This is a genomic window from Geobacter argillaceus (assembly GCF_007830735.1).
GTDB classification, from domain to species: domain Bacteria; phylum Desulfobacterota; class Desulfuromonadia; order Geobacterales; family DSM-12255; genus Geomobilibacter; species Geomobilibacter argillaceus.
Genome location: NZ_VLLN01000040.1, coordinates 1 through 26,042 on the forward strand (window position 1 = coordinate 1; position 26,042 = coordinate 26,042).

Below are 26,042 nucleotides of genomic sequence, written 5' to 3' on the forward strand. Positions count from 1 at the left end.
ATGACGTCGACGATCCGAGACCGCTGAACTGCAGGGTGCTCACCATGCCGGCGCGGGATGAGCGGGGCGACCGGCGATACCACGGTGGCAATGGCGTAACGGCTTGAAACTGGTCCTGGAAAATGAGGAGACCGATTGATGTCCGTACTGTCCATTATCCTTGTGCTGGCTGCCGTGATCGCGGCGTTCTTCCTGGTGGGGGTGCTGACGATGTACCGCAGCATGTTCATGTCGACGCGGGGGAAAAGGATCGCCGACTACCCGAACCCGCGCAAGGCGCTGGTTATCCTTGATATCCAGGAGGGGGGGAGAATAAAAGGGTCAACTCTCCATATTCCATTTTTACGATGAATTCAATCTTTAGTGGATAATGGAGAGTTGACCCCTATTCTTTTACTATTCTTTTACTCGGCTTTTGTCCGGCGCCAAGAGGGCAAGTCCTTCCCGGGTCGGCAGCTCCAGATTGACGCTCACCCGGTCGGCAAGGAGGCCGGCTCTCTGCACCAGGAGCGGGTCGGCACCCGGGACCAGTTTCAGGTGGATGTAGCCGTTGAAGCGGTACTGTTCGCGCAGTGTCCGTACCGCCTCGATCAGCATCTCCATGGTGTAGTCGGGGGAGCGGACCACGCCGGTACTGAGGAAGAGCCCCTCGATGTAGTTACGGCGGTAGAAGCCGATGGTCAGTTCCGCCACCTCCGCCGGGGTCAGCAGCACCCGCCGGGTATCGTTGCTGCCAAGGCTACCCAGGGGAGCACCCAGGCAGCGGCCGCCGGGGTCAGCAGCACCCGCCGGGTATCGTTGCTGCGGCGGTTGACGCAGTAGGCGCAGTCGTAAATGCAGCTGTTGGTCATCAGGAGTTTGAGGAGGGAGACGCAGCGGCCGTCGCTGGTCCAGGAGTGACAGATGCCGCAGGACGCGGCATTGCCGATGCCGTCCTTGTTGCGGCGAAAGCTGCCGCTGGAGGCGCAGGAGACATCGTATTTCGCGCCATCGGCGAGTATCTTCAGTTTGTCCATCAGGTCGGTAGCCACGGCTGTTGTTCCCCTCCGGCAGTTTGGCGAAGGGTAGCATGGGGCTGTGACATAATACGTCATTTATCCGGAAACCGTGTCAACGGGGAGTTGTCGGGGAACTACAAGGGACCATATCTATTCAGGAGCTATATTGGGGCAGTGAGGGCAGGGGTGAGAAGCTTGCCGAGCGCTAAAGCCGATGCGGATCGGGCATGATTGCTTATCGAAGGTCAATAGTCGCTTAAACCTGTTCAAGTGCAAAATGCTATGGTAATTTTTTCTCATGTGCACAGGCAAAATGTTACGTTTGGATAGATCACCTATAAAGAGGAATGAAACGAATGAGTGTTTGTGACTTTAGGCGGCTAAATACGCTGACATTGGATTCTGCACAGAATTCAATACGACAATATTGCCTTCTACCTGGCCCTTGGCTTTACCAATATGATAGATATTTCGAGACAACGCGGACTGCACAACCTGACATTCGACTGTTAGAGTTGCTGGAGACGGTTCGCGGTAGTGGATGGGGCATGAATAGGAATGGTCAATGTGCTCATATTTCAGACGAGATTAAAAGTGGAAGAATTTCAAAGGGAAACATCGAATCCTTTTGGAATAAAGTCGATTTACTGAACAAAGTGAGACTTCGAGATTTGCCGAATGCGAATCAGGAACAGCTGAGAGAAATTGAAGTCACTTTTGATAACATCCGTACAACCCTTAGGAAATGGCATTCAAGTTCTGATAGTCTCTGTTTCTTGACGAAAGTGATTCTTATGTTCAACTGGGGGGAATCTCCAGCTTTTGACACACGAATCCGTGACGTGTTGAAAGTAAGAAATAACATTTCAAGCAAGGACCTTGTAACCGCTCTCAGGGAAATTGGAGTCTGGATACAGAAATTTGAATCAAAATACGGCATGCAGCTGGATGAACTGGCAACCAACGAAATGAACTCCTTGGATCATTTTATGGAGTTAAAGCCGCTTCCTCTTGGGAGAAGCTTCGACATGATGCTCTTTTCACTATAAAGGGGAAGTCGGTGGGGTCAGGTTAGACTTTCGGACATTTGGAGAAGTCGGTGGGGTCAAAAAGGAGAATAAAAGGGGCAACTCTCCATATTCCATTTTTACGATGAATTCAATCTTTAGTGGATAATGGAAAGTTGACCCCTATTCTCATAAAAGGGTCAACTCTCCATATTCCATTTTTACGATGAATTCAATCTTTAGTGGATAATGGAAAGTTGACCCCTATTCTTCCCTCCGAAATTGCGCCGCCCCGGATCCATCGGGTGACCAACAGCCATCACGACAGATCCGAGTACCTGTTGATTCAAGGTGTAGGCGCCTATGATTTCATCAAGGAATGACGTCGACGATCCGAGACCGCTGAACTGCAGGGTGCTCACCATGCCGGCGCGGGATGAGCGGGGCGACCGGCGATACCACGGTGGCAATGGCATAACTGCTTGAGACGGGTCCTGGAAAACGAGGAGACCGATTGATGTCCGTACTGTCCGTTATCCTCGTGCTGGCTGCCGTGATCGCGGCGTTCTTCCTGGTGGGGGCGCTGACGATGTACCGCAGCATGTTCATGTCGACGCGGGGGAAAAGGATCGCCGACTACCCGAACCCGCGCAAGGCGTTGGTTATCCTTGATATCCAGGAGGGGTACGCGGGAACGGCCGCCAGGCAACCGGTTACCGAACCGCCACCCAATGGGATGCTCTCCACGGTGAACCGGCTCATCGACCGCGCAGCCGGGACAGGCATGGAGGTGGCCTACATCCGCCAGGTCTTCGGCAACAACCTGTTTGTCCGGCTGCATGGCGGCAGACGGTGGGGGAGGGTGATCATCGACCGCAGGATCAAGATCATCAACGGGAACGATTTCGCGAAGAACCGGACCGATGCCTTTTCGAACCGGAATTTTGAACAGCTGCTGATCGACCGGCAGGTTAACGAACTGTTCCTGGTCGGGGTGGATGCGGCCTACTGCGTGTATTACACCGCCCTCGGCGCCCTGCAGCGCGGCTACCGGGTCACGGTGGTCCGGGACGCGGTCATGTCGCGAAAGGCTATGACCGACGTGCTGGAGCGCTACCGGCGCAGGGGGATCTGCGTCATCACCAGCGACGAACTGCTGCGTGGCGGGAGTTGAAGTACGCCAGCTTTACTGCCATGTTGCTGCCGGAGTATCCTGGCAGCACCTGCGAATTTTTGCAGAAAAATCACAGCAGGCCTCCCTTGTAATCGATGGTAGTTTTGTTAAGCTATGCTAACAATCCAATTCGTTCAATACGTACGGGGAGGACAACATGAAGATTCCAGTAGTCTATTCCGACCAACGCCGCGGGGTTGTGAGAGAAGACGAGTTGCAGGAGTTGATCCGGTTGAACAAGGTCGTTAGTTTTCAACGTCAGTATGATGACTGGGTGAAGATCGGAGTCGATCCGACCCGTGGTGCCGGTGGAAGGAGATATCGGGGCCCGGAACGCCGGGGGGATGTCAATTCCAATTGCTGAACCGCATGGCGTCGGGCATTCACCACGGCTGCGCTTCATCCTGTTGCCGCAGGAGGTGACCGATCCGGTCATTGAAGCGCAGCTGTTCTATCAATAGCCGAATACCGGCGCAACGGATCGAGGTTGTTTCCAGTGACGAACTGGTCCGCACCGAATAAATCCAGATTCGGCAGTTGCAAAAAGTCCTCGTTTGCTCCGATTCTCCTGAGATTTGATTTGCCCTTGACAGGGCATCAATTATAGATATATTGTTGACCAAATGGTCGGTTTATTAAAGGTGGAAGATTATGTCAAAGGGTGAAGCGACAAGGGAAAAAATCTTGGAAACAGCAGCCGAACTCATCAACCGCAAAGGGTTCGGGGCCACCAGCATTAATGACTTGCTGGGAGCAACCGGGTTGAAGAAGGGGAGCCTCTACTTCCATTTTTCCGGCAAGGAGGCCCTGGGGTTGGCCATTCTGGAGAAGGCGCGGGACGGTTTTCTGACATTTCTCGATATGTCCCTGTCCGGCGCTACTCCTGGGGAAAAGCTGGACAACTTTCTCAATAAGGTCATGAGAACCCACAAGAAGAGCGGGTTTGTAGGCGGCTGCATTTTCGGCAACACCGCTTTGGAGATGGGGGATGCGGAGAGCGGTTTTGCCGGGTTCATCGAAAAGGTGTTCGAGGAGTGGGTGGAGCGGCTACGGACGGTCGTCGCGGCGGCCCAGGATTCGGGAGAGGTAGCCAGCGACCTTTCCGCCGACGTTCTGGCGGGGCACATGGTGGCTGCCATTGAGGGAGGGATCATGCTGGCCCGGCTGAAAAAGGACGAGAAGCCGCTTCGCGACGCACTCACCGCGGTACGCGTTCTGCTGCAACGCTGAACACAGCATTTTTTTTGGATGTAAAATAAACCAAATGGTCGGTCCATAATCTGTCAAGGTCATAGGACGAGCACTCAAACCATAACCGACAAGTAAAGGAGTCATGGGAATGAAAGTACTTGGTATTTCAGGCAGCCCGCGTCAGGGGCAGACGACCGACATCCTGGTTCAGGAAGTTCTGAACGGAGTCGAGGGCGATACGGAGTTCATCTCTCTGAGCGGAAAACGAATCGGGTCATGCCTCGGCTGCCTTGGCTGTGTCAAGGACAATGTCTGTAAAATCAAGGATGATATGTCAGAGCTTCGACAGAAGATTGTCGCAGCGGATGCCCTGGTCATCGGCGCGCCCAACTACTACGGTATGCTCAACAGTCTTTCCCACTGTTTTTGGGAACGTTTTTACCAGTTCCGTCATCGGGAGGGAGATGAGATAGCCGGCAAACTCGGGGTAGCGGTGGGAGTTGCGGGCAGGACGCCTGATTTGCCAGTCAGGGATATCGAAAATTTTTTTACGTACAACAAGATCGAATGTATCGGCGCAGTGACCGCGGTCGGCCCGGCAAGCTGCTTCACATGCGGCCATGGCGAAACCTGTCGGGCGGGCTCGATTCATATGACGTTCGGCCCGGGGACGAAAATTACGAAGGCTATTACCCCTGATCTTGCCAAACAGCAGGAAAAAATCGCCCAAGCCCGGGCACTTGGTCGAGAACTCGGCAACCGTCTGCTGATGCGGTGAACGGAGAAGCACCGAACAGGGAAAGATCTCCGGGTTTGTCTGAGCGGTGGAAGCGTATATTTCAAAGAGCTGGAAGGCTCGTCGTTTACAACTCCCGCCATTGCGGGGAAATTCAAGGGAAAAAGGAGAAAGCAGATGGCACGCATAACCACGGTGGAAGTAAAGGCGGTTTCAGGGGAGACGGAGGCGATTTTCAAGGAGATCGAGGGGGCGTTCGGTATGGTGCCGAACCTCTTCAAGACCTACGCCAACCACCTTCCCCTGCTGAAGGCCAACTGGAACAAGGTCAAAGCGGTCATGATGGAGGGGGTTCTGAGCCCCAAGGTGAAGCAGACCATCGCGGTGCTGGTCTCGAGGGATAACGGCTGCGCTTACTGCGTGGCAGCCCATACCGGGGCATTGAAGGCCATCGGTATCTCCGATGAGGAGATTGCCCGTATTGAACAGGACATCGAAAGGGCCGACTTCAGCGCCAAGGAAAAGGCGCTCATCGGTTTTGCCCGAAAGGCGAACTCCGCGCCACTCAGGGTTGGGGATACCGAATTCGACCCCCTGCACAGTGCAGGCGCCACGGATGCCGAGATCGTGGAAGCGCTCGGTGTGATGGAGCTTTTTACCGCCTTCAACAAGTTCCTCGATTCACTGCAAGTGGATATCGATTTTTAGGAGCTTCTTTTAGGAGCTTCTGATTCACTGAAAAATGATAACGGAGTGAAAACATGAAACCAGACAACCGGCTACCTCCGGTGTTGTTGCTGCTGCGGCTGAGCGTGTTTGTGGTTATGCTGTTTTGGACCCTCGATAAGTTCGTACGCCCGGGACACACGGCCAAAGTGTACGAGAGCTTTTATTTCATCAAGGGGCTTGGCTATAGCGCTGCGTATGCTATTGGCGCCATTGAACTGCTGATTCTCGCCGGTTTTCTGGCCGGCTTCCGCAAGAAGTTTACCTATGGCGCAGTGCTCCTGCTCCACGCAATCTCGACCGTCTCGTCATTCAAGCAGTATCTGACACCGTTCGAGGGCGCCAACCTGCTGTTTTATGCGGCATGGCCAATGCTGGCGGCCTGCTTCGCCCTTTACTCCCTCCGGGACCTGGATACGTTATGCGTTACATGCACAGGAGGCGTTGTCTCCGGAAAGGAGTGACAAATGAGTTTTCTCGACATTGAAGGGGACTTCATCAGGGGGAAAGTACTCCCCGATTTTAGCTGGGTGTCGTTTGAGGAGCCGACCGAGCCGAACCGGCTGGCAAAACCGGTCTCCCAGTGCCGGGTGGCCCTGGTCACCACCTCGGGGGCGTGTATCCCCGCAAGCCAGGAGCGGTTCGACACGAAAAACCGGCTGGGTGACGACACCTTCCGCGTCATTCCTAACGGAACCGATCCGGGAGAAATAGCCCTTGCTCACCCCGGCTACGACACCCGTCGGGCCAAGGAGGACCTGGATACGGTTTTTCCTTACCAGTTGCTGAACAAGCTCGCTGCCCAACGTGTGATTGGCGAGGCGGCCCCGCGCCACTTCTCCTTCATGGGGTTTGTGCCGCGCCCCGAGCGTCTCATCTGGAGAAGCGCGCCACAGGTCGGCCGGCTTCTCATGGAGGATGGCGTGGATCTCGCCATCCTCGTCCCGTCGTGACCGGTCTGCTCTCAGTCCGTGGGACTGATCCAGCGGGTGTTGGACATCATGGGGATTGCCACTATTTCGCTCTCCCTGGTGAGAGAGACGACCGCACTTGTCAAGCCTTCCAGGGCGCTGTATATCCAGCATCCTTTCGGTCTTACCCTGGGTGATGTCGGGGACGCGGCAACCCACGAGGCGGTGCTGAGAGACTGCCTCCGCTATGCCGCGCAGGGACTTCCCGCCGGAACGATCATAGATCTTCCCTATGTCTGGAAGGACGACCTGCGCGAGCGGCAGCTCCGTAAAGAAGCACACTGAACGGAAAGGAAATGCGCCGGTGATGGAAATCCACGATGAAATCGAGATAACAGCGCCGGTTGAGCGCATCTGGGAACTTCTGACGGATGTCGGATTGTACCCTCAATGGAATCCGCTTTTCGTCAACGCTGAGGGAGAGTTGAACACCGGAGCCCGCCTCAGGCTGACCGTGAAACTTCCCGGAATCGAGCCGTTCACCATAACACCTACGATTCGTGCCATCATTCCTCCGACGGAGCTTAACTGGCGGCACCGCTTCCGGTTCCCCTGTCTCTTCGGCTGGGAGTACAGCTTCAAACTTGAGCCATTGGGCGCTGATCGGCTGCGTATAACCCAGCGGTCGAGCTTCAGAGGGGTGTTCGCGCCGTTGTTCGCCTTCGGACTGGGAGCGGCGGTCAGGCAGGGATGCGAAGCGATGAGTGCGGCCTTGAAGAGATGGGGCGAAAAGGGTTCCATCCAGTGTCTCAAATGTTGAAACTCATCAAGGGCTGGATAGACAAGGGGCAAACAACAATTGACAGTAAGTATATTGAACAAGTGGCTGGCCCAATCCGGCCAGCCACGAGGATTGCATCCTGTTTCTTATCAGGTACCATTTAATGAAGTTCTTGAGAAAGGGAGAGCATGGAGAAATTTGCCCTGAAAAATGACGCAACCGCATTGGAAAAGGTTAAGGAGTATTACGGAAAGATCCTTACCGGGACAAAGGATCTCAAGACGAGCGCCTGCTGCTCCATCGATGCGGTACCCGAGCATCACCGCCGGATTCTGGCAGAGATCGACGGAGAGATACTCGACCGGTTTTACGGCTGCGGCTCCCCGATCCCGCCCGCCATCGAAGGGTGCACGGTGCTTGACCTCGGCTGCGGCACCGGCCGCGACGTCTACCTTGCCTCGCGCCTGGTGGGTGAGGACGGCTTTGTCATCGGCGTCGACATGACCGACGAGCAATTGGAGGTGGCTCGTCGCCACCGGACCTCCCAGACGAAGAGGTTCGGCTTCGCACGGCCCAACGTCGACTTCCGGCAGGGGTACATCGAGGACCTTGCGTCCTTGGGGATTGCCGACAATTCGGTCGACGTGGTGATCTCCAACTGTGTGGTCAACCTCTCCCCGGACAAGGAGCGGGTCTTTGCCGAGATCTTCCGCGTCCTCAAGCCGGGAGGGGAGCTCTATTTCTCCGACGTCTTCTCGGGGAGGCGGATTCCCGAACGGTTGCGAAACGACCCTCTCCTCTACGGCGAGTGCCTGAGCGGTGCGCTTTACATCGAGGACTTCCGCAGGCTCCTGGCGAGGCTCGGCTGCCCGGATTACCGGGTCGTCTCCAAGAGGCGGATCTCCCTCGACAACCCGGAGGTCGAGGCACAGGCGGGGATGATCGACTTCTACTCCATGACCGTGCGCGCCTTCAAGCTGCCGGGACTTGAGGACATCTGCGAGGACTACGGCCAGACGGCCACGTACCTGGGTACCATCGCCGGGATGCCGCACCGCTTCCCACTCGACGACCACCATCTCTTCATCGCCGGCAAGCCGATGCTGGTCTGCGGCAACACCGCCGCCATGGTCGGCGAAACCCGCTTTGCCCGACACTTCCGGGTGACCGGTGATCGTACCCATCACTTCGGTCCATTCGCCTGCGCCCCTGCCGCGGCCAAGGAGGCCGGTGGAGACCCGTGCAGCGGCGGGGCCTGCTGCTGAGACCCGAAAGAGAGGACACACCATGACGTTGATCTTCGCAGTCTGCATCGCCCTGTTCCTCGCCTACGCCAACGGGGCTAACGACAACTTCAAGGGGGTGGCGACCCTGTTCGGGAGCGGCACCACCGATTATCGGCGGGCACTCCTGTGGGGGACCGTGACCACCGCGGCAGGCTCCCTCCTGGCGCTCCTGTTTGCCCGGGGGCTTCTCGCCGCCTTCAGCGGCAAGGGGCTCGTGCCGGATGCGGTGACCACCATGAAGAGCTTCCAGATGGCGGTGGTCTTCGCGGCCGCGGCCACGGTCATGCTGGCAACGCGGTTCGGCTTCCCGATCTCCACGACCCATGCGCTTACCGGTGCGCTGGTGGGGGCAGGGCTTCTGGCCTCCTCCTCAGGAGTCAATTACGCCAAGCTCGGCACGAGCTTCTTTGCACCGCTCCTCGTCAGCCCGCTCCTGGCGATTGTTCTGGCCATGGTCGTGTATCCGCTGTTTCATTTCGCCAGGGTGCGTCTGAAGATTTCGCGGGAGAGCTGCGTCTGCGTCGGGTGCGAAACCGCAGATGCCGTCCCTGTCGGGGCGACACCGGGAGATGCCCTGGCAATGACCGCTGTCCGGACGTTTCCGACGATGGCCGTGGGGAACCGGACTTCATGCCAGGAGAGATATAATGGTCAACTCCTCGGGGTCAACGCGAGCACTGTCCTGGATGGCCTCCATTACCTGAGCGGCGGCATCGTGAGCTTCGCCCGCGGCCTGAACGACACGCCGAAGATCGCCGCGATCCTCCTCGTGGGAAGTGCGATTTCCCCGGCCGCTGCCATAACCGGCGTCGCGCTCTTCATGGCTGTTGGCGGGCTTCTGAACGCGAGGAAGACGGCCGAAACCATGGCCCACCGGGTGACGGCCATGAACGCCGGCCAGGGTCTTACTGCCAATCTGGTCACCGGCTTCCTGGTCATCTTCGCCTCGAAGCTCGGGCTCCCGGTCTCAACCACCCACGTCTCGTGCGGCTCGCTGTTCGGGATCGGCACCGTAACCAGGCAGGCCCGCTGGCAGACCATCGCCGGCATCCTTGCCGCCTGGGTGACGACGCTGCCGGTGGCGGCGCTGCTTGGCGCCGTCATTTTCCTCCTGCTGCGCAGGATGATCGGTTAAACAGACCAACGGGGGAGGATACCATGAACGAAAGTGCGCTCTCCAATGGTGCGACGAGACCCGCACTCAAAGTGGTCCTGGCAGTCGCCGCAGTCGTTCTTCTGCTGGCGGCCGGCAAATATTTTCACGTTCAGGAACTCCTGAGGGACGTTCTTGCCCGGATCGCAGGCCTTGGCATGTGGGGGCCGGTGATCTTCATCGCCATCTACATTCTTGCCAGCGTCCTCTTCATTCCCGGCGCCATTCTGACCCTGGGGGCGGGGGTCGTCTTCGGCGTGGTCAAGGGGTCGGTCATCGTCTCGATAGCCGCGACCCTGGGGGCTACCTGTGCCTTCCTGGTGGGGAGGTACCTGGCCAGAGACTGGGTGGCGGGGAAGATCGAAGGGAACCGGAAGTTCAAGGCCATTGACGAGGCAGTCGCGCGAGAGGGATGGAAGATAGTGGGGCTCACGCGGCTCTCGCCGGTCTTTCCCTTTAACCTGCTCAACTATGCGTTCGGGCTTACCAGAGTCTCGCTCCGCCACTACTTCTTCGCCTCGTGGATCGGCATGTTCCCCGGCACCGTCATGTACGTTTACATCGGCTCCCTGGCAGGAGACCTTGCAAGGCTCGGGAGCGGGGGAAGGACCAGGACCCCTGCCGAGTGGGCGCTCTATATCGTTGGCCTGATTGCCACCGTGACGGTAACGGTCTACGTGACGCGGATCGCCAGGACGGCCTTGGAAAAAAGGAGCTGACAATCTGAACGACAGGAGAACGTCGTGAAAAGCGTGACGCATTTATTGCTGTGCCTGCTGCTCCTCATACCGGCAACGGCCCCGGGAAGCGATTTCGACTACACCCATTACGAGGCGCTCCTGAAGAGGCACGTGAGAGCGGGAGTGAAGATTGATGGTATCGCGGTCAATGCCGTAGATTATGCCGCCCTCGCCCGGGAGGCGAAACATCCCGATTCGGAATACGGTCTCCTCCTCAGGGGGCTTGCCGCCTTTGATCCGGCTCTCCTGAAAAGCCGGGAAGAGAAGATCGCCTTCTGGGTGAATGTCTACAACATAGCCGCCATGAAGACCATCGTCGATCACTACCCGGTGGACAGTATCAGGAGCAGGAAGATAAACTGGCTCGGGCTCCCCTGGGACCGGAAGGCGATTGCCGTCGGTGGGAAGGACTATTCCCTCGGAGAGATTGAAAACGATATCCTGCTCGACACCTTCAAGGACCTCCGCATCCATTTCGGCATCAACTGTGCCTCGGTGAGCTGTGCCGACCTGCGGCCGGAGCCGTACCGGCCCGCTGTCCTCTTCACGCAGCTCGAAGAACAGGGGCGGAGGCTTCTCGCAAACCCGAAAAAGGGAATGCGGATTGATCGGGCGAGGAACATGGTCTATCTCTCGCAGATTTTCAAGTTCGACAGGAAACACTTCGATGCGCTCGGCAACGGGGCGCTCAACTTTATCCTTCCCTACCTGAAACCTGCAGAGAAGGAGTTGATACGAGGAACCGCCTTCGGGGTGGATTACCTGGATTACGACTGGAAGGGCAATGACAGCACTAACGTCCGGTGAGGCCGGAACAGGAGAAATTTATGAGTAAAGGCCCGTTGATCCTCCCGGAAAATGATTACAACCAGTCCCTGGTCAATGACGTTCACCCTTCCGGGTGGATAAACCCGGAACCGGCCGACTGCTACAACCTGGTCGTAATCGGCGCCGGGACCGCGGGGCTGGTTACCGCCGCCGGCGCGGCCGGGCTCGGGGCAAAGGTTGCCCTCATCGAACGCCATCTCCTGGGGGGTGACTGCCTCAACTACGGCTGCGTCCCCTCCAAGGGGATCATCCGCGCCGCCCGGGCCATCTTTGATGTCCGGACCGCCCGGGAATTCGGAATAATGGGAGGGGAGCAGCTTTCCATTGATTTTGCCGACGTCATGAAACGGATGCGGCGGATCCGGAGCGAGATCAGCCCCCATGACTCGGCGCGGCGCTTCCGGGACGAGCTGGGGGTCGATCTCTTCTTCGGTACCGGGAGGTTCACGGGACCGGACGCCATCGAGGTGGAGGGGAAGAGGCTCCGTTTCAAAAGGGCCGCCCTCTGCAGCGGGGCGAGGGCAGCGGCACCACCGATTCCGGGGATCGAGGAAGCGGGGTACCTGACTAACGAAACGGTCTTCTCGCTGACCTCCCTTCCTCCGCGGCTCGCGGTCATCGGCGGCGGGCCCATCGGCTGCGAGCTGGCCCAGACCTTTGCCCGGCTCGGGAGCAAGGTCACCGTCATCGAGTACGTGGGACATCTCCTCTCACGGGAAGACGCGGATGCCGCCGAGGTCGTCCAGCAGGCCATGATCCGGGATGGGGTGGAACTCTGCCTTCAGGCAAGGATTGTCGGGGTAACGCGCAACGGCAGTGAGCGAATTATCCGCGTGGAGCAGGATGGAAGCTCACTTGAGCTTGTCGTTGACGAGATACTGGTCGGCATCGGCCGCGCCCCCAACGTGGAGGGGCTGGATCTGGAGGCCGCCGGGGTGGCCTACGATCCGAAGCAGGGGGTAAAGGTCGATGAACGGCTCAGGACCTCCAATCCGCGGGTCTTTGCCGCCGGCGACATCTGCTTCCCCTACAAGTTCACCCACACCGCCGACGCCCTGGCCCGCATCCTCATCGCCAACGCCCTGTTCATGGGGAGACAGAAGTCATCGGCCCTTGTCGTCCCCTGGTGCACCTATACCGATCCGGAGGTAGCCCATGTGGGTATGTACGAGAAGGATGCCGCGGGCAGGGGGATCGAGGTGACCACCCTCACCGTACCCCTTGCCGATGTGGACCGGGCGCTTCTGGACGGGGAGGCCGAAGGCTTTGCCAGGGTGCATCTCAAAAAGGGGACTGACAGGATACTCGGGGCGACCATCGTCGCCCGCCACGCCGGCGAGATGATCAACGAACTTTCCCTGGCCATGACAGCGGGGGTGGGGCTTTCCGCCATAGGCCGGACCATCCACCCCTACCCGACCCAGGCCGAGGCAATCAAAAAACTGGCCGACGCCTACAATCGCACCAGGCTCACCCCCTTTGTAAAGAAGGTCCTTGGTGCATGGCTGGGGTGGCAAAGGTCGTAGTCGGAACTAACGAAAAGGAGTCAGGACACCCATATGGTAGCTGCTTTCGCGGAACGGTTGAAAGAGGTAAACCCCCTCTACATAGCATTTGACACCCTCAAGACACTGCAGATCAATCTCGGCAACCTCTGCAACCTGAACTGCACCCACTGCCACGTGAGCGCCTCGGCCAGGGGTACGAAGGTCATGGGAACGGGGGTTATGGAGAAAATCGCCCGGTTCCTTTCCCGGCACCAAGGGCTCACCCTCGATATAACCGGCGGTTGCCCCGAGATGAATCCGGACTTCCGGTTTCTCATCGAGAGAACCGATGGGCTGGCCGCCCCCCGGATCGTGCGGAGTAACCTCGCCATCATGGCGGAACCGGGAATGGAGTGGCTGCCGGAGTATTGCAGCAGACACGGATTGACCATCACCGCCTCGCTCCCCTGCTACCAGGAAGAGAACGTGGATCGGCAGCGCGGGAAAGGGGTGTATGCGAAAAGCATCGCGGTGTTGAAGGAGTTAAATAGCCTCGGCTACGGTAAAACGCTGGAGTTGAACCTTGTCTACAATCCCGGAGGGCATTATCTTCCCGGCTCCCAGGAGGAACTGCAGGGCGCCTACAAGACCGAATTGTTCTCAAGGCACGGCATCGTATTCAATAACCTTTTCACCATAACCAATGCCCCTGTCGGTCGGTTTAGGGATTACCTTGAGGCGCAGGGCAGTTACGAACGGTATATGAATCTCCTCGCCATCCGTTTCAATCCTGCTGCCGCAGGAGGCATCATGTGCCGGACTCTCATAAGCGTCGACTGGCAGGGAGGGATTTACAACTGCGATTTCAACCAGGCAATTGGCATGCATGTGGCCAGGGACGATGGATCACCAATGACGATCGATGACCTGGATGAGGCCGCCATGGTGGGTAGGGAAATTCATCTTTCCCAGCATTGCTATTGTTGCACAGCTGGCGAGGGTTCCAGTTGTGCCGGGGCCTTGGCGTTATAGTTTTCCTCGAATCGGAGTCCGGGCGCCAATCATGGAGCAAGATTCACCGCGAAGTTGCTACCGACTGGTGAGCCCATATAGGTCAGCGTTTCATAATCTTCCCGAAGTCCTTTCCCAACTCCATGGAAACAGGATGGGCTATCTCCGCTCTTCCCATGGGGGAGCCAACTTTACTGCCGCTTTTGCCCATTTGAACGGATAGACCAGTCTCTGCTTTCCGTCGATCCACTGGTTAGCCGTACTCACAAAGGTGGCGACGCCATTGGTTTGATATTTTACCGGCCCCATCAAGGTTTCAAACCGACTGGTAAGCACGGCATTACGCACTTTTTTCCCGTCAAGGGTCCCGGCCTTTTCTATCGCCTGCCACAGGATTTGGGCCAAGGCATAGGCGGACCCGACTGAAACAGACGTTTCGCCAAAGCGCTTCTGATATCGTTCTCCCAGTTCACGCGCTCCCGGAAGAGGGAACTCCATGGACCAGAAGCCGTCGCAGAGGACATACTGGGCATCTTTCCCCAACTCCTTCGAGAAATTCCCTGACCATGTACCCTTCCAGCCGTGAAGGTAGCCGACACTGAAGTTGTTCTTTTTCATCTGACGAACAAACGTCATGCAATCCGTATCCGAAGCAAAAATGAGGATCGCGTCCACACCCATGGCCTTTGCTTTCTGTATCTGGGTGGAGTAATCCCTGGACCCAGCGGGTAGAGTTCCTAGCAGTGCTCCGTCATAGCCGTACTTTTGGGCGACGGACTGGAACCGATCGGCGAAGACGTGTCCATCTGCGGTGTCTTCAATAAAGAGTGCCGGTTTCTTGGGGTGCTTATCCTTGGGCATGCTGTTCCATAGCTGGAAAGGGACTGCGACCCCTTGTTCAAGGTCGAAGAAAAACAGCGTGGACCACTGGAACTTATGCTTCAGCCATGGTGCCAGCCAGGAGATCGATGCGTGACAGTATTTTTTATATTTTTCTGCCGCAACACATGCGGGGATCACGCTGCTACTCCCTGAAAAACCACTCAGGAGCAAGTCCACGTTGTGACTCTTTATCAGCCGCTCCACTGCCTTCGCAGTCTTGCCCGCATCAGATTCGTCATCCTCGATTACGAGCCTGACCGGCAGTTTCCTCCCGTATTCCTTTACAAAAATGCCACCTTTGGCGTTGACGTCCTTGACCGCTTCCTCGTAGGCCCATTTCTGTTCCCTGCCTGGTCCGGACAGTGCGCCGGTCAAGGGGAGTTGGGTCCCTATGACGATTTCGCTTCTGGTCGCGGCTTGAGCGGAACGGTCACCGAGAAGACCTGCCACCATGGCTGTGATCACAATCCCCAAACAGCATTGCCATAGAATCCTATGCAAGCAGTCCGCATTCAACTTTTCGGAGCACAAATATAGCGGCATGATTTTCCTGTCTGCCCTACGCTGACCAACAGTTTTATTCGTCAGACGTGACACCTCACCTGTCGAACTATTGCTAATTATGTGCCATGGAAAATGCTATATGATAACAGTCTGTTATGTTGTGTGGGGCGGCAAGGGGGGCTGGGGTGTTACGTTACGGAACGCTGGCTGGAAATGTGTCGTGGATTGCGAGAAGGGAATAGCGATACAAGCGGTTTACAGTCGTAACATCCCTATGGGGTTACGTGAGGGGAGCCCATAAAGGGGGTAATCGATCATGAGGAGGATAACTAACAACTTAATAATGTTAAATAGTTATGATCCTTTTGGGGCGGGCTGAACGTTCCTGTAGCTGATGGTGACACCGGAATGCGCATTCTGTTACGAAAATACCCATCGGTCATGACAGCCCGAAGCGCTCAATGCGTTCCCAAAGCGACTTTCGTGAAATGCCCAAGGCCTTGGCGGCAAAGGTGCGGTTGCCGTCGTACAGCTGAAGTGTCTTGGCCAGCAACTCTCTCTGCACCTCCTGAAGCGTGACCCCTCCCGGTGGTAACTCCTTGAGAAACTCGCCCGACGGTTCCTGGTCGGGAGATAACTGTTCGATCATATGGGGCGGTAGTTCATGTACGGTGATTTTTTGTCCTTGTCCCAGGATCGTCAGCCGATCAATCATGTTTTTCAGCTCGCGGACATTGCCCGGCCACGAGTAGGCTTTAAGTGCCTCAATGACTTCGTTGCTCATTTCCCGCACGGGCCGTCCATGCTCGGCAGCTGCCGCCTCGATGAAGTGTGCCGCGAGCAGCGGAATGTCCTCCTTGCGCTCCCGCAGTGGTGGGATGGTTAACTGGATCACTTGAAGGCGGTAATAGAGGTCCGGCAGAAAACGCTGTGATCGGACCTCCCCCTCCATTTCCCGGTTGGTTGCGGCAATGATGCGGGTGTTGACGGTTCGTGTAGTGCTCGAACCAACCGGTTCGAATGTGCGCTCCTGCAGGAAGCGCAACAGCTTGGCCTGCAAAGCCAGACTCATATGGCCGATCTCGTCGAGGAACAGCGTGCCCTGGTCGGCGGCTTCGAGACGACCGATACGGCTGGTGGTCGCACCCGTGAAGGCACCTTTGACATGGCCGAACAGTTCCGCCTCCAGAAGTGATTCGGACAGTGCCGCGCAGTTGATGGAAACAAGGGCGGCCTGACCGCGCGGGCTGTTGAAGTGGATGGCTTTGGCAAACAACTCTTTGCCTGTGCCCGTTTCCCCGGTAATCAGTACCGTGGCGTCGGTGGGTGCTACGGCCTTGACCATGTCGAATACTTTGCGCAGGGCCAGACTCTGCCCCACGATGTTGTGGAAACCGTACCGCCCGGCAACTTCCGCCCGCAGTGCCGTCAGTTCGGCCCTCTGCTGACGCTCGCGGATGGCTTTGCCCAGGATGAGCAAAAGCTCGTCCGTGTTCAAGGGTTTGACCAGGTAGTCGTAAACCCCTTCCTTCATCGCTTCAACGCTGGACTCGATGGTGCCGTGGGCCGTCATGATGATGAATTGGACCATGGGATCCACGGACACCAGATGGCGATACAGCTGCAGGCCGTCCATGCCGGGCATTTTCAGGTCGGCGAGGACAGCGTCGAACGCCGGACCGGCTTCGAACAGGCGGATGGCCTCCTGGGCGAGTGAGGCCGTGACCACTTCGTAACCCTCGGCACCCAGCACCTGACGCAGCGCCCTCAAGCTGCCGGCGCTGTCATCCACCACAAGTACTCTTTTACCGGCCATCAATCTTCCTCCTTAGGTGCGACCTGGTTGCAGGGGAGCAGCACGGTCATGGTTGTTCCCGATCCGGGTGTGGACTCAATGCGAATGGTGCCGCCATGGCTCTCGATGGTGCTCAGGGTTAAAGCAAGCCCCATGCCAGTACCCTGTTCTTTGGTGCTGTAGAACGGATCGAAGACGCGCTGCAGATCCTCGGCGCTGATCCCCTCGCCGGTATCGGCCACTCGAATTGCCACCATCCTCTCCCCGGTTTCCGACGACAGCAACGAGGTGGCGACCGCGAGGGTTCCCCCTCCGGGCATCGCATCGCATGCATTCACCACCAGATTTACCAGGGCACGTTCGATCTGGAAGGCATCCACGGGGATGTCGGGCAGGGATTCGTCGAGATTCAGTTCGATCTGCACCTTCTTCTCCCGGGCAAGAGTGGCATGTGTTCTCAGAACGTCGTCGACGAGTTCGTTCATGTTCATCGGCGTCAACGTCGGCGACGGCTTTTGCGCATAGCGCAGAAAATCGCTCACAAAATTATTCAAATGGGATATTTCCTCGATGATGAGCTCGACCGATTCAACGAGTTCGGGATCATTGACCGACTTGCGGCGCAGATACTGCGAGGCCATATTGATGGCGTTAAGCGGCGTGCGAATCTCATGGGCAACGCCGGCAGCCACCCTGCCAAGGGAAACGAGTTTCTCGGATTTGACCAGTTCATCCTGGATGTTTTGGAGGTTCTTTGCCATCTGGTTGAACGATTGGGTAAGTGCCCCGAGTTCATCGTTGGATTCCGGCACCACCGTTGCCGGCAATTGCCCCCGGGAGATGGCGGTAGCTGCCTGGGCGAGCTGCCTGATCGGATGGACGAACCGCCAGGAATAAACGATTCCCGCACCGATGGCCAGCGAGGCAGAGATGAGGACTATGATGAACACTCGATCCTTGATCGCCGTCAATCTTGCCTTGAACTCTCCCACCGGCAGGGTAACCGCCACCACCCAACCGTTATCCTCGACGGTCGTGAACGTTGCTACCTTTGGCCCATGATAATCGTAATAGGCAGTTCCCTCGCGATTCTTGAGCATCTTCCTGGTGAGCTCTTCCAGCGAGGGTGCGGAAAGCTTGTCGGGGTCCTTGTCGATGAAACTGGCTTCTGGGTGAAACACCGCCCGACCCGTCTGATCCAGCATGAACGGATACCCGTTTTGTCCAACCCGGCGGGACAGGAACCGCCGGGCGAGCTCATTCATGTCCAGTTCCAGAATAACGGTTCCCGCCGGCCGGGTCCAGACGTCGAACAGCTGATAGCTGAGGCGCACGATACGTTGCCCCGACGTTCCCAGGGTCATGACGCGGGAAATCGTGAGATCCTGCTTGGCGGGTGCTTGCCTGCTCTCCATGAGCGGCGCGTTGATGACCATATCATCGCGGGTAATTGTCGCGACTTCCGCACCATCCTGATCGATATAGGCTATCCTCAGGTACAGGTTGGTCTTGCGCGCCAGATCCCGAAAAAACTGCTCTATCGCTTTCTTCGATAGCTCCGCTTCCGACTCCAGGCCGTAAAATTTGTTGTAATGGTAATCCTTGAGCGCAGGTAGGGCGGAGAGCATGCTGATGTCCGCTCTGGCGGTCTTAAAGTCCTGATTGGTCTTTTCCGCAATTTCCCGGGCAAGATTCTTTTGCCCTTGACTGAGCAGGTCGGTAACTATCCCGTTGGTTACGTTATAGGCCATCAGCCCCGTAACGAGTACCGGCAGCACAACCAGGGGGAGGATCATGACGATCAGTTTATTTGTGATTCCCAGTCGCATTACGGCCTCGGACAGTTCTTTTTACCGGCTGGGAACGTTCATCCCACAGGGATCCCGGCTGCTCATTCCAATATGCTTCTGCCAATGTCCGACCCGTCAACATCCCGGTCGGATGATTCTCGATGCTTAAATCCCAGTGGAGTCCATAAATCTGCACCCGCTGGGCAACGTAAATCCCATATGCCTCGTTGAATGCCCTGGTCTGGAGGTCGTTCAACTTCTCACGGCGCAACTTCGGGCTCGCCTCCCGCACGTAGGAAAGAAGCTGCTGGTCGAATGCCGGATCGTACATTATGGAATAGGGCGATTGCGAGTAGAAGAGGGCCGTGGGCATAAAGAAGGCGTTCAGGGTCGGATTCGACGTTATCCAGGCAGTCATGTCCCATTTCCGTCCGGGTCTGCGCGACTTGGTCTTATCCTCCATGGCCAGGCGCAGGAATCTCTGCCACGGCACGATGGTCAGATCCATCTCCAAGCCCACCATCTTCAGCTGTGATTGTATGGCGCGCACCAAATCCGCCGTATCCTCGGACGCGAGTACCCGGACCTTGAAACCGAGCGGGTAACCTGCCTCTGCCAGAAGTCGGCGGGCTCGTTCCAAGTCAAACGGGTACGGTTTGAGTGCCGCGTTATAGCCGTTCTCTACGGAACTGGGAGGGGTGGACAGGCTGGCGGAACTCCCCTTGTCCACGTATTCTATGAGATGTGCCCTGTTTACCGCATAATTGACCGCTTGGCGCACCCGACGGTCGGAGAACGGACTATCATAGTTCTTTAACGAGACCCAGAACGCGACGGCTTCCTGTCGCTTCGTAACGCGGGTATTGGGACCCGACATGACCGTCAGCGAGTCCGTTCCCCTGAGCTTCGTCACCAGATCGGCCCGACCCTGCATGAGGGCATCGACCTGCTGATTTCGCGGCACAAAAAGAAAGGTCACATCGTTGATGCGGGGGAGTCCCGGCTCCCAGTAATCCCTGTTCGCCGACAGCCGAATCGAGTGACCCGGCGTTCGGCCGGCAAAGCAGTAAGGGCCTGTACCAACGGGCTGGCGCTCCAGACCGTCATCGCCGACTTTCGAGAGGTATTTGGGGGGGACGATCATCAGGAACATTGGCAGGGTTGACGGCAGGCGTGCGTCAGGGCGGCGGGTCACGAGATCCACCGTATAGCTGTCCACGATCTCAACGCGAAGCTCCGGGTCAAGCATCATCGCATTGGCAGCCGGAGGTTTTCGATGAATCTGGCGATCCACACTGAATTGGACCGCCCGCGCATCGAACGGCTCCCCGTTATGGAAGCGCACACCTTTGCGCAACCAGAATCGGTATCTGGTCGGGGACAACTCCTGCCAGCGTACGGCCAGGCGCGGCACCAGCCGGCCATTGGAGTCGTAATCGATCAGACCTTCGTAGATCTGATTGATGATGACGTCGGAATACTGATCAAACGACCGATGGGGGTGCAGGGTGGTCGGTTCACTTGAGGAATCTATGACCCGCAGGCTCCCCGTGGCGGGAGTTGTCAGGAACAGGATAAAGAGGATTGTCAGGCGCAGAATGATCGTCAGCTTAGTCCGGTGGAGCCACTGAACGGGGGGGGACGGCGCGGCATCCGCTGTCAGCGGGGTAGGGTGGGCTGGCATGTTGACTACCTGTAGTTTGATCTGGTGTCCCGTGGTAATTCATTCCTTCAAATTGCGGTTATTTCGGGATCAAGACCTCATCAATCCTCGCGCTGACCCTATCATGGTGAAATATTTGGTGTCAAGAACGCTCACTTTACCGGTCTGAATCGGAAAACTGACACAAGCGGGTACCGCCGGAACCGGGCACACGCCGATGGCGTTTTTTGATTATCCCAGGCTGATGCCTGATTTGCCGGGAGAGAGTATATTGTTGGGGTCGAGCGCCCTTTTAATGGAGCGGTTCAGTCGTCGCATGGATGGCCCGTAGAGATCGGCCGTCTTGTCCATGAAGGCAATATTGGTGCGGTTGATACCCCAACCGTTTCTGCCAAAGGAGCTTAACAGTTCGTCATAGCAGTTGTAGGCCTTCTTCATGGCATCAGGCCTGGAACGGTCGAAGAAGATGTCGATGTTGTGCCGTACATCGCGCCAGCCGACGATCAACTCGGCTATGTATTCAAACCCGTATTTACGGAGGATCTGGCTGGCAATCTTCACCTGCCGGTCGCACTCCCCGGGCCGGGCCGCCGTCGTGGGCGAGAAGCGCATGTAGCCTCCGCGGGCACGCAGTTTGTCAAGGCCGGTTTCCTGGGTGGCGACCCCTCCCATCATCAACTGCTTGCGATACTGAAAGACCGGATCGTTCTTGGCCTCTTTCTCGGTTATTACCTGGATCTGACTGCCAAACGCGCCTTTGAAGGCACCGGAGACATACGACCAGTTGAGTGCTACCTGCTCAGGAGATCCATAGACGGCGCCGTACAGGTTCCAGGCTGCGTTGCCGGCCTTTCTGCCGTTCGCGCTGGCCGACTCCCAGGCAGAGCTGGTCAGGGCACAGGCATTGGGGACGATGTTGGTCTGACGCAGCAACATCAACGGTTTCAAAATGCCACCCAACATCTCCACCTTGGGGAATTTGATGCAAAATGGCAGGTAACCGCCCGGAGGAGGGGGAGGCATGAGCCATATGCCGAGCTTGGTGACGATCCCGTTGTTCCCCTGGGAGAAGAGACCGTCGACGTAAGGCCCGTACCCCCACTTGAAGACCTGCCAGCTGGTGGAGTTGGGGATCCCCCCCATGCCGGTGCGCAGGGGGGTCCCGTCTGCCAGGACCACCTCCATCCCGCAGGAAAACAGAAAGTGCTCACTGTAAGGCGTGTAGCCGCAGCCACGTTCGAGGGTATTGCCGACGATGCTGACATTGGCCGATGACGAAGGGACATCCAGCCAGAGATTGATCTTGTTCTTCTTGAGGTACTGATCCAGGTCGCTGTAGGTCACGCCCGGTTCCAGCAGGCAGTAGCCGAGTTCCTGATCGACCTCAATGATCTTGTTCATTCCCTTCAGGTCGAGCACGATCTGACCAATCGTAACCGGGGCAGACGAACCATACCCCTCGTTTTCTCCGTTGCATATCGTCCAGAGCGGGGTCTTGTACTTGTTGGCTATGCCGACTATGGACTGAAGTTCCTTGACCGTCTTGGGGTACATGACTGCCGATGGCCGGTGCAGATGCTCACTCACGGCAACAGTCACCCTCATATAGGGCTGCAGGGAAGAAGGATCGATGCGAACCCGGTCTTCACCGAGAATCGCCCGGTACTCCTGGATGGCTTTGGTAAACGTTTCTTCCGTGACTCCCTTGGGAAGTGCGATATATCGACTCATCTTCATGCCTCCTGGACAATTTCTCGCAAGATTATTAAACCTGTTCCGCCAACGGCGTGCCGTCTGTCAGGCCAGGTTGATTCCTGATTTGCCCGGCGCCAGAATATTGTTCGGGTCCAGTTCCTTTTTCAGGGTGTGGTGGATCTTCCGCATTTCAGGGCCGAAGGTATCTGCCGCTTTTTCCATGAAGGCGGGGTTGGTGCGGTATATCCCATAACCATGCTTGGCGAAAACCTTTAACAGTTCGTCATAGCACTTGTAGGCCCGTTCCATCTCTTCCGGGTGATTGCGGTCGTAGAGCAGATCCATGATGTGATGCATCTCGCGCCAGCCGATAATATACTCGGCAAGGTAGTCGAAGCCGTGCTTGTTGAGGACTTCAGTGGCGATCTTTACCTGCTTGTAACTTTCAGAAGGCCTGGCCGCCGCTACTGGCGCAAACCATATGGATCCGCCGCCCCCACGCCAGTTGTAGTAGGTGAACTCCTGAAGTGAACTGCCGCCCATCATCATCTGACGACGAAACTCGAAATTTATATCGTCCTTGGCTTCCTTTTCGGTGATGATTTCCACCTGATTGCCGAACTTGGCCTTGAACGAGCCGGACACATACTTCCAGGCCAGGGCCACCTGATCCGGCGATCCGTACAGGGCGGCATAGAAGTTCCATGCGCCGATGTGGCACTTGTCCATGATCTGCTGGATGACCTGGGGGGGCAGGATCCCCTTCCCCTTGTAATAGGAATCGCGGCTGGTCGGCTTGCCGTTTTCGTCATAGTTGCAGTAGCAGGCTGCCTCCAGAAGGGAATTCACCACGACGCAGCAATTGGGGATGATCTGACTCATGCGTAACGGCATGATGGTCTTGATGATCTCGGGAAGCATCTCAACCTTGGGAAACTTCATCAGAAAGGGTACATAGCCTCCCGGTGGTGGGGCTTTCATCAGCCAGAAACCCATCTTGGTGACGATGCCGTAGTTGGACTGGGTGAAGATGCCGTCCACATATGGCCCATACCCCCATTTAGTGGCCTGCCAGCTGGTGGAGTTGGGGACTCCCCCCATTCCGGTGCGAACAACATCACCATTGGCCAAAACCACTTCCATGCCGCAGGAGAAGAGGAAGTGGTCACCGTACGGGGTGTAACCGGCTCCCCGGTCGAGGGAGTTGCCCACGGGGCCGACTATCGCCGACGGGGATGGCACAGAGATCCACAGGTTCATGTTGTGACGCTTGATGTACTTCTGGATATCGTAATAGGTCACCCCCGGTTCCACCAGGCAGTACCCCAGCTCTTCGTCCACATGGATGATCTTGTTCATTGATCTCAGGTCGAGGACGATCTGCCCCAGGGTAGCCGGAGCAGCGGAACCGTAGCCAAAGTTCTTGCCGGTGCTTATTGTCCAGAGCGGCGTCTTGTACTTGTTGGCTATGCCAACAATGGCCTGGATCTCTTTCACCGTTCGCGGATACATCGCCGCGGACGGCTTGTGCAATTCCTCTTTCTCGGGATACATGATCTTCGTATAGGACTGCAGTGATGCCGGATCGGTACGGACCCGTTCCTCGCCCAGAACTGCCCGGTATTCCTTGATTGCCTTGGCAAAAACTTCTTCGGTAACTCCCTTGGGAAGAGCAATGAAATTACTCATAGTCAAAACCTCCTCGATTACAGCCGTGCGGAAAACGTTATCCTGCTCCGGTCCTCATAGGTGATGTAGTGGAACGTGCCGCCGCTGTCGACGATCGCCTCGTGCACCATGGCAAAGGTGGCCGGGTCTACCACGCCGACAAAGGTGTTGGCGGTACCCTTTGCCTCTTCGTAATGATCTCTGGTGTTGAAGTAGCGGTCAGTCAGCGATCCTGTCAGGGAGTGCACTGTCCAGGCGCCGGGGGCGTTTCGGTTCATCATCTCGACAAACTCGTTCGCCTTGCCCAGGCTGGGGACGTAGAGACAGACCCCGGTAATCTGTCCTTGGATGGCTGCTTCGGCCTGACGGGTCTGAGTTCCGGCTCCGGATACCGCCAGGGCCGCCCCGGCAGAGAACAATGTCTTGAAAAAGGCTCTTCTGTCCACATTCATCATTTCTTTGCCCCTCCTTCCTTCGCCGGTACCGGTTTGTACTCGGGGTGGATCTTGCGATACTCAGCCACCTCCTTCAGATAGGCGACGATGGCATTCAGTCCCTTTGGGGTTACTTCCGAAATCCTGAACGCCGGCATCGCATTCAGGCCGAAGCGCGCGTTATTACGGATGTACTGTTCGTGCAGTGGGTTGCCGTTCTTTGACTTCATGTCGTAGATGCTGATCGGCCCGGTACGTTCAGGGCTTTTGTGACACAGAAAACAGTTCATTTCAAAAACGTAGGGCATTTTCGGTGGTTCCTGTGCCCGGACACCGGAGCTCAACAGCACCACCGAGACCAGCACCGTTGTCAGTATTTTCGAGGTTTTCCGGTTCATACTCTCACTCCTCATCGGTAAGGTCTTTCCAGTTATAGGATTGCCCGGTGAACACTTATTTGCGGACAGCTTCATCATCTGTGGCACCGGGCAGGTCGGTTTCAGGTACAAGAATGTCCACCTTCGGAGGTACAAAATCGGCTCTCACCCTGGCGGTATACTGCCGGGTGAATTCCCGCTGGCTCAGGGTCAATACATAGCTTGAGAGGCACTCGACCTGATAGTCGTTCAACGTGGGAACATGCATGGGCGAGCCGGGGGTGACCTTTTTGGGGTTTTTGAAGTGCTCCACGACCCAGGCCTGCTTGGAGTGGCCCCCCTCGATATGGGTGTAGTCGAAGCTGCCGGGGTCCTTGTCGGCAAAGGCGCTCAGCTCGGGGCCGACGGCGCCCCCCTGCTTGTCGATCTGGTGGCAGCCGGCGCAGTGCATCTCCTTGAACAGCTCCCGCCCCTTGACCAGCTTGTCGGCGCCGATGGCGGCGAAATCCTTGTGGCAGATCCCGCAGCGGGACTGCATGAGCCCCTTTTGCACCATCGGCACCGGCCAGTCGGCGATGGTCTTGTGGGCGGCCCCGTGAACGGTGGTGGCCAGCCCCTGGCCGCCATGGCAGATGGTGCAGCCGTACTTCTCCACCGGATGCTTTTTGAGGAGTTCCGGATTGGGGTGGGCTCGGAACGGCTGCCTGGCGTCGGCAAAGAGGGGGTCGTCGATCCCCAGGTGGCAGGTGGGGCAGCGTTCGACCTCCTTGAACTCACCGATCACGACCTGCCTGACCTCCGGCTTCATGGTCACCACCCGGTCGAAGAAGGCCGGATTCTTGTCGCGGCTGATCTTTTTCAGGAGCAGGTCCCGGTATTCTTCCTGATACTGCTTCCATTCCCGCTGCCCGTCGCGGACTACCGTCATGCCCAGGAGGGCGAGACAGGCCAGTCCGCAGATGACGCACAGTGAGGTAAGTTTGCGCAAGACTGCTTTATCCATCTGCGTATCCTCCAAAGTTCCTCGCATCCCGTCTTCACGCCATCTTTACCCGGTCTTCAATCGCAAAATCCTCGACGTAGCCCTGCTACGCCTGCGGTTTTGCTCAATCAGTCCGGCCAAATCTGGCATAAATCCGGGCGCGATCTTTCGCACCATTGTGCTCAGACAACGAGTTTGGTCCGTTTCTGGTTCACCTTGGACG

28 protein-coding genes are annotated in these 26,042 nt (G+C 57.1%); 17 read left to right on the forward strand and 11 right to left on the reverse strand.

The features are described 5' to 3' along the window. The first annotated feature begins 138 nt into the window (after positions 1-138). A complete protein-coding gene (locus tag JN12_RS19175) occupies positions 139-351 on the forward strand; it encodes a hypothetical protein (RefSeq protein WP_145025800.1) in 213 nt (70 codons plus the stop codon). 45 nt (positions 352-396) lie between these two features. On the opposite strand, the gene JN12_RS21365 is transcribed toward JN12_RS19175, so the two are convergent. Together JN12_RS21365 and JN12_RS21370 are read right to left on the reverse strand one after the other, a co-directional pair. Further along, the gene (locus JN12_RS21365) at positions 397-714 is read right to left on the reverse strand and encodes a hypothetical protein (RefSeq protein ID WP_246125926.1); all 318 of its coding nucleotides are present in this window, start codon (positions 712-714) and stop codon (positions 397-399) included. Then, a complete protein-coding gene (locus JN12_RS21370) occupies positions 705-1,031 on the reverse strand; it encodes a hypothetical protein (protein WP_246125927.1) in 327 nt (108 codons plus the stop codon). The genes JN12_RS21365 and JN12_RS21370 overlap by 10 nt, the downstream gene beginning before the upstream one ends. Before the next feature lie 515 nt (positions 1,032-1,546). On the opposite strand from JN12_RS21370, the gene JN12_RS19185 reads away from it, so the two are divergent. The 16 genes from JN12_RS19185 (at position 1,547) to arsS (ending at position 14,050) form a co-directional block, all read left to right on the forward strand. Further along, positions 1,547-2,047, forward strand: a complete 501-nt coding sequence (locus JN12_RS19185) for an iron-containing alcohol dehydrogenase (RefSeq protein WP_145025802.1) — start codon at positions 1,547-1,549, stop codon at positions 2,045-2,047. A 475-nt stretch (positions 2,048-2,522) separates the two neighbouring features. Further along, on the forward strand, positions 2,523-3,179 hold the full coding sequence (locus JN12_RS19190) for a cysteine hydrolase family protein (RefSeq protein WP_145025804.1): 657 nt from the start codon (positions 2,523-2,525) through the stop codon (positions 3,177-3,179). Positions 3,180-3,336: 157 nt separating this feature from the next. After that, the gene (locus JN12_RS19195; protein WP_145025806.1) at positions 3,337-3,543 is read left to right on the forward strand and encodes a GSU3473 family protein; all 207 of its coding nucleotides are present in this window, start codon (positions 3,337-3,339) and stop codon (positions 3,541-3,543) included. Positions 3,544-3,830: 287 nt separating this feature from the next. Next, on the forward strand, positions 3,831-4,409 hold the full coding sequence (locus JN12_RS19200; protein ID WP_246125928.1) for a TetR/AcrR family transcriptional regulator: 579 nt from the start codon (positions 3,831-3,833) through the stop codon (positions 4,407-4,409). Positions 4,410-4,518: 109 nt separating this feature from the next. Further along, the gene (locus tag JN12_RS19205) at positions 4,519-5,148 is read left to right on the forward strand and encodes a flavodoxin family protein (RefSeq protein WP_145025811.1); all 630 of its coding nucleotides are present in this window, start codon (positions 4,519-4,521) and stop codon (positions 5,146-5,148) included. Between the two features lie 135 nt (positions 5,149-5,283). Beyond that, positions 5,284-5,814, forward strand: a complete 531-nt coding sequence (locus JN12_RS19210) for a carboxymuconolactone decarboxylase family protein (RefSeq protein ID WP_145025813.1) — start codon at positions 5,284-5,286, stop codon at positions 5,812-5,814. A gap of 53 nt (positions 5,815-5,867) precedes the next feature. Beyond that, positions 5,868-6,296, forward strand: a complete 429-nt coding sequence (locus tag JN12_RS19215) for a hypothetical protein (RefSeq protein WP_145025815.1) — start codon at positions 5,868-5,870, stop codon at positions 6,294-6,296. 3 nt (positions 6,297-6,299) lie between these two features. Further along, complete coding sequence (locus JN12_RS19220) at positions 6,300-6,785, forward strand: glycine/sarcosine/betaine reductase selenoprotein B family protein (protein WP_145025817.1); 486 nt, start codon at positions 6,300-6,302, stop codon at positions 6,783-6,785. An 18-nt stretch (positions 6,786-6,803) separates the two neighbouring features. Beyond that, positions 6,804-7,088, forward strand: coding sequence for a hypothetical protein (locus JN12_RS19225; protein ID WP_145025819.1), 285 nt, complete (start codon positions 6,804-6,806; stop codon positions 7,086-7,088). Positions 7,089-7,110: 22 nt separating this feature from the next. Then, entirely contained in the window at positions 7,111-7,563 is a 453-nt protein-coding gene (locus JN12_RS19230; RefSeq protein ID WP_246125929.1) for an SRPBCC domain-containing protein, read from the forward strand. Positions 7,564-7,712: 149 nt separating this feature from the next. Further along, positions 7,713-8,789, forward strand: coding sequence for a methyltransferase domain-containing protein (locus JN12_RS19235; RefSeq protein WP_145025823.1), 1,077 nt, complete (start codon positions 7,713-7,715; stop codon positions 8,787-8,789). A 22-nt stretch (positions 8,790-8,811) separates the two neighbouring features. After that, on the forward strand, positions 8,812-9,945 hold the full coding sequence (locus JN12_RS19240; protein ID WP_145025825.1) for an inorganic phosphate transporter: 1,134 nt from the start codon (positions 8,812-8,814) through the stop codon (positions 9,943-9,945). Positions 9,946-9,968: 23 nt separating this feature from the next. Next, entirely contained in the window at positions 9,969-10,682 is a 714-nt protein-coding gene (locus tag JN12_RS19245) for a TVP38/TMEM64 family protein (RefSeq protein ID WP_145025827.1), read from the forward strand. 24 nt (positions 10,683-10,706) lie between these two features. Further along, positions 10,707-11,510 (forward strand): DUF547 domain-containing protein, encoded by an 804-nt coding sequence (locus tag JN12_RS19250; RefSeq protein WP_145025829.1) that lies wholly within the window; start codon positions 10,707-10,709, stop codon positions 11,508-11,510. 20 nt (positions 11,511-11,530) lie between these two features. Further along, entirely contained in the window at positions 11,531-13,057 is a 1,527-nt protein-coding gene (locus JN12_RS19255) for a mercuric reductase (protein ID WP_145025831.1), read from the forward strand. A gap of 33 nt (positions 13,058-13,090) precedes the next feature. Next, positions 13,091-14,050 carry an arsenosugar biosynthesis radical SAM (seleno)protein ArsS gene (gene arsS, locus JN12_RS19260; protein WP_145025833.1) on the forward strand — a complete coding sequence of 320 codons (960 nt, stop codon included), beginning with the start codon at positions 13,091-13,093 and terminating at the stop codon, positions 14,048-14,050. A gap of 138 nt (positions 14,051-14,188) precedes the next feature. On the opposite strand, the gene JN12_RS19265 is transcribed toward arsS, so the two are convergent. The 9 genes from JN12_RS19265 to JN12_RS19305 all read right to left on the reverse strand — a co-directional run bounded on the left by JN12_RS19265 (position 14,189) and on the right by JN12_RS19305 (position 25,840). Beyond that, positions 14,189-15,454 carry an amino acid ABC transporter substrate-binding protein gene (locus JN12_RS19265; protein ID WP_342795420.1) on the reverse strand — a complete coding sequence of 422 codons (1,266 nt, stop codon included), beginning with the start codon at positions 15,452-15,454 and terminating at the stop codon, positions 14,189-14,191. Positions 15,455-15,854: 400 nt separating this feature from the next. Beyond that, positions 15,855-17,231: a sigma-54-dependent transcriptional regulator gene (locus JN12_RS19270; protein ID WP_145025837.1), complete on the reverse strand. Its 1,377-nt coding sequence runs from the start codon at positions 17,229-17,231 to the stop codon at positions 15,855-15,857. Beyond that, positions 17,231-19,039, reverse strand: a complete 1,809-nt coding sequence (locus tag JN12_RS19275; RefSeq protein WP_145025839.1) for an ATP-binding protein — start codon at positions 19,037-19,039, stop codon at positions 17,231-17,233. Before JN12_RS19275 ends, JN12_RS19270 begins: the two co-directional genes overlap by 1 nt. Then, complete coding sequence (locus tag JN12_RS19280) at positions 19,017-20,684, reverse strand: ABC transporter substrate-binding protein (RefSeq protein WP_145025841.1); 1,668 nt, start codon at positions 20,682-20,684, stop codon at positions 19,017-19,019. Before JN12_RS19280 ends, JN12_RS19275 begins: the two co-directional genes overlap by 23 nt. Before the next feature lie 210 nt (positions 20,685-20,894). Next, positions 20,895-22,394 (reverse strand): FAD-binding oxidoreductase, encoded by a 1,500-nt coding sequence (locus JN12_RS19285; protein WP_145025843.1) that lies wholly within the window; start codon positions 22,392-22,394, stop codon positions 20,895-20,897. Positions 22,395-22,460: 66 nt separating this feature from the next. Beyond that, positions 22,461-24,047 (reverse strand): FAD-binding oxidoreductase, encoded by a 1,587-nt coding sequence (locus JN12_RS19290; protein ID WP_145025845.1) that lies wholly within the window; start codon positions 24,045-24,047, stop codon positions 22,461-22,463. Positions 24,048-24,064: 17 nt separating this feature from the next. Then, a complete protein-coding gene (locus JN12_RS19295) occupies positions 24,065-24,481 on the reverse strand; it encodes a twin-arginine translocation pathway signal protein (RefSeq protein ID WP_145025847.1) in 417 nt (138 codons plus the stop codon). Further along, positions 24,478-24,858 carry a c-type cytochrome gene (locus tag JN12_RS19300; RefSeq protein ID WP_145025850.1) on the reverse strand — a complete coding sequence of 127 codons (381 nt, stop codon included), beginning with the start codon at positions 24,856-24,858 and terminating at the stop codon, positions 24,478-24,480. Before JN12_RS19300 ends, JN12_RS19295 begins: the two co-directional genes overlap by 4 nt. A 55-nt stretch (positions 24,859-24,913) precedes the next feature. After that, complete coding sequence (locus tag JN12_RS19305; protein ID WP_145025852.1) at positions 24,914-25,840, reverse strand: c-type cytochrome; 927 nt, start codon at positions 25,838-25,840, stop codon at positions 24,914-24,916. Positions 25,841-26,042: the final 202 nt, after the last annotated feature.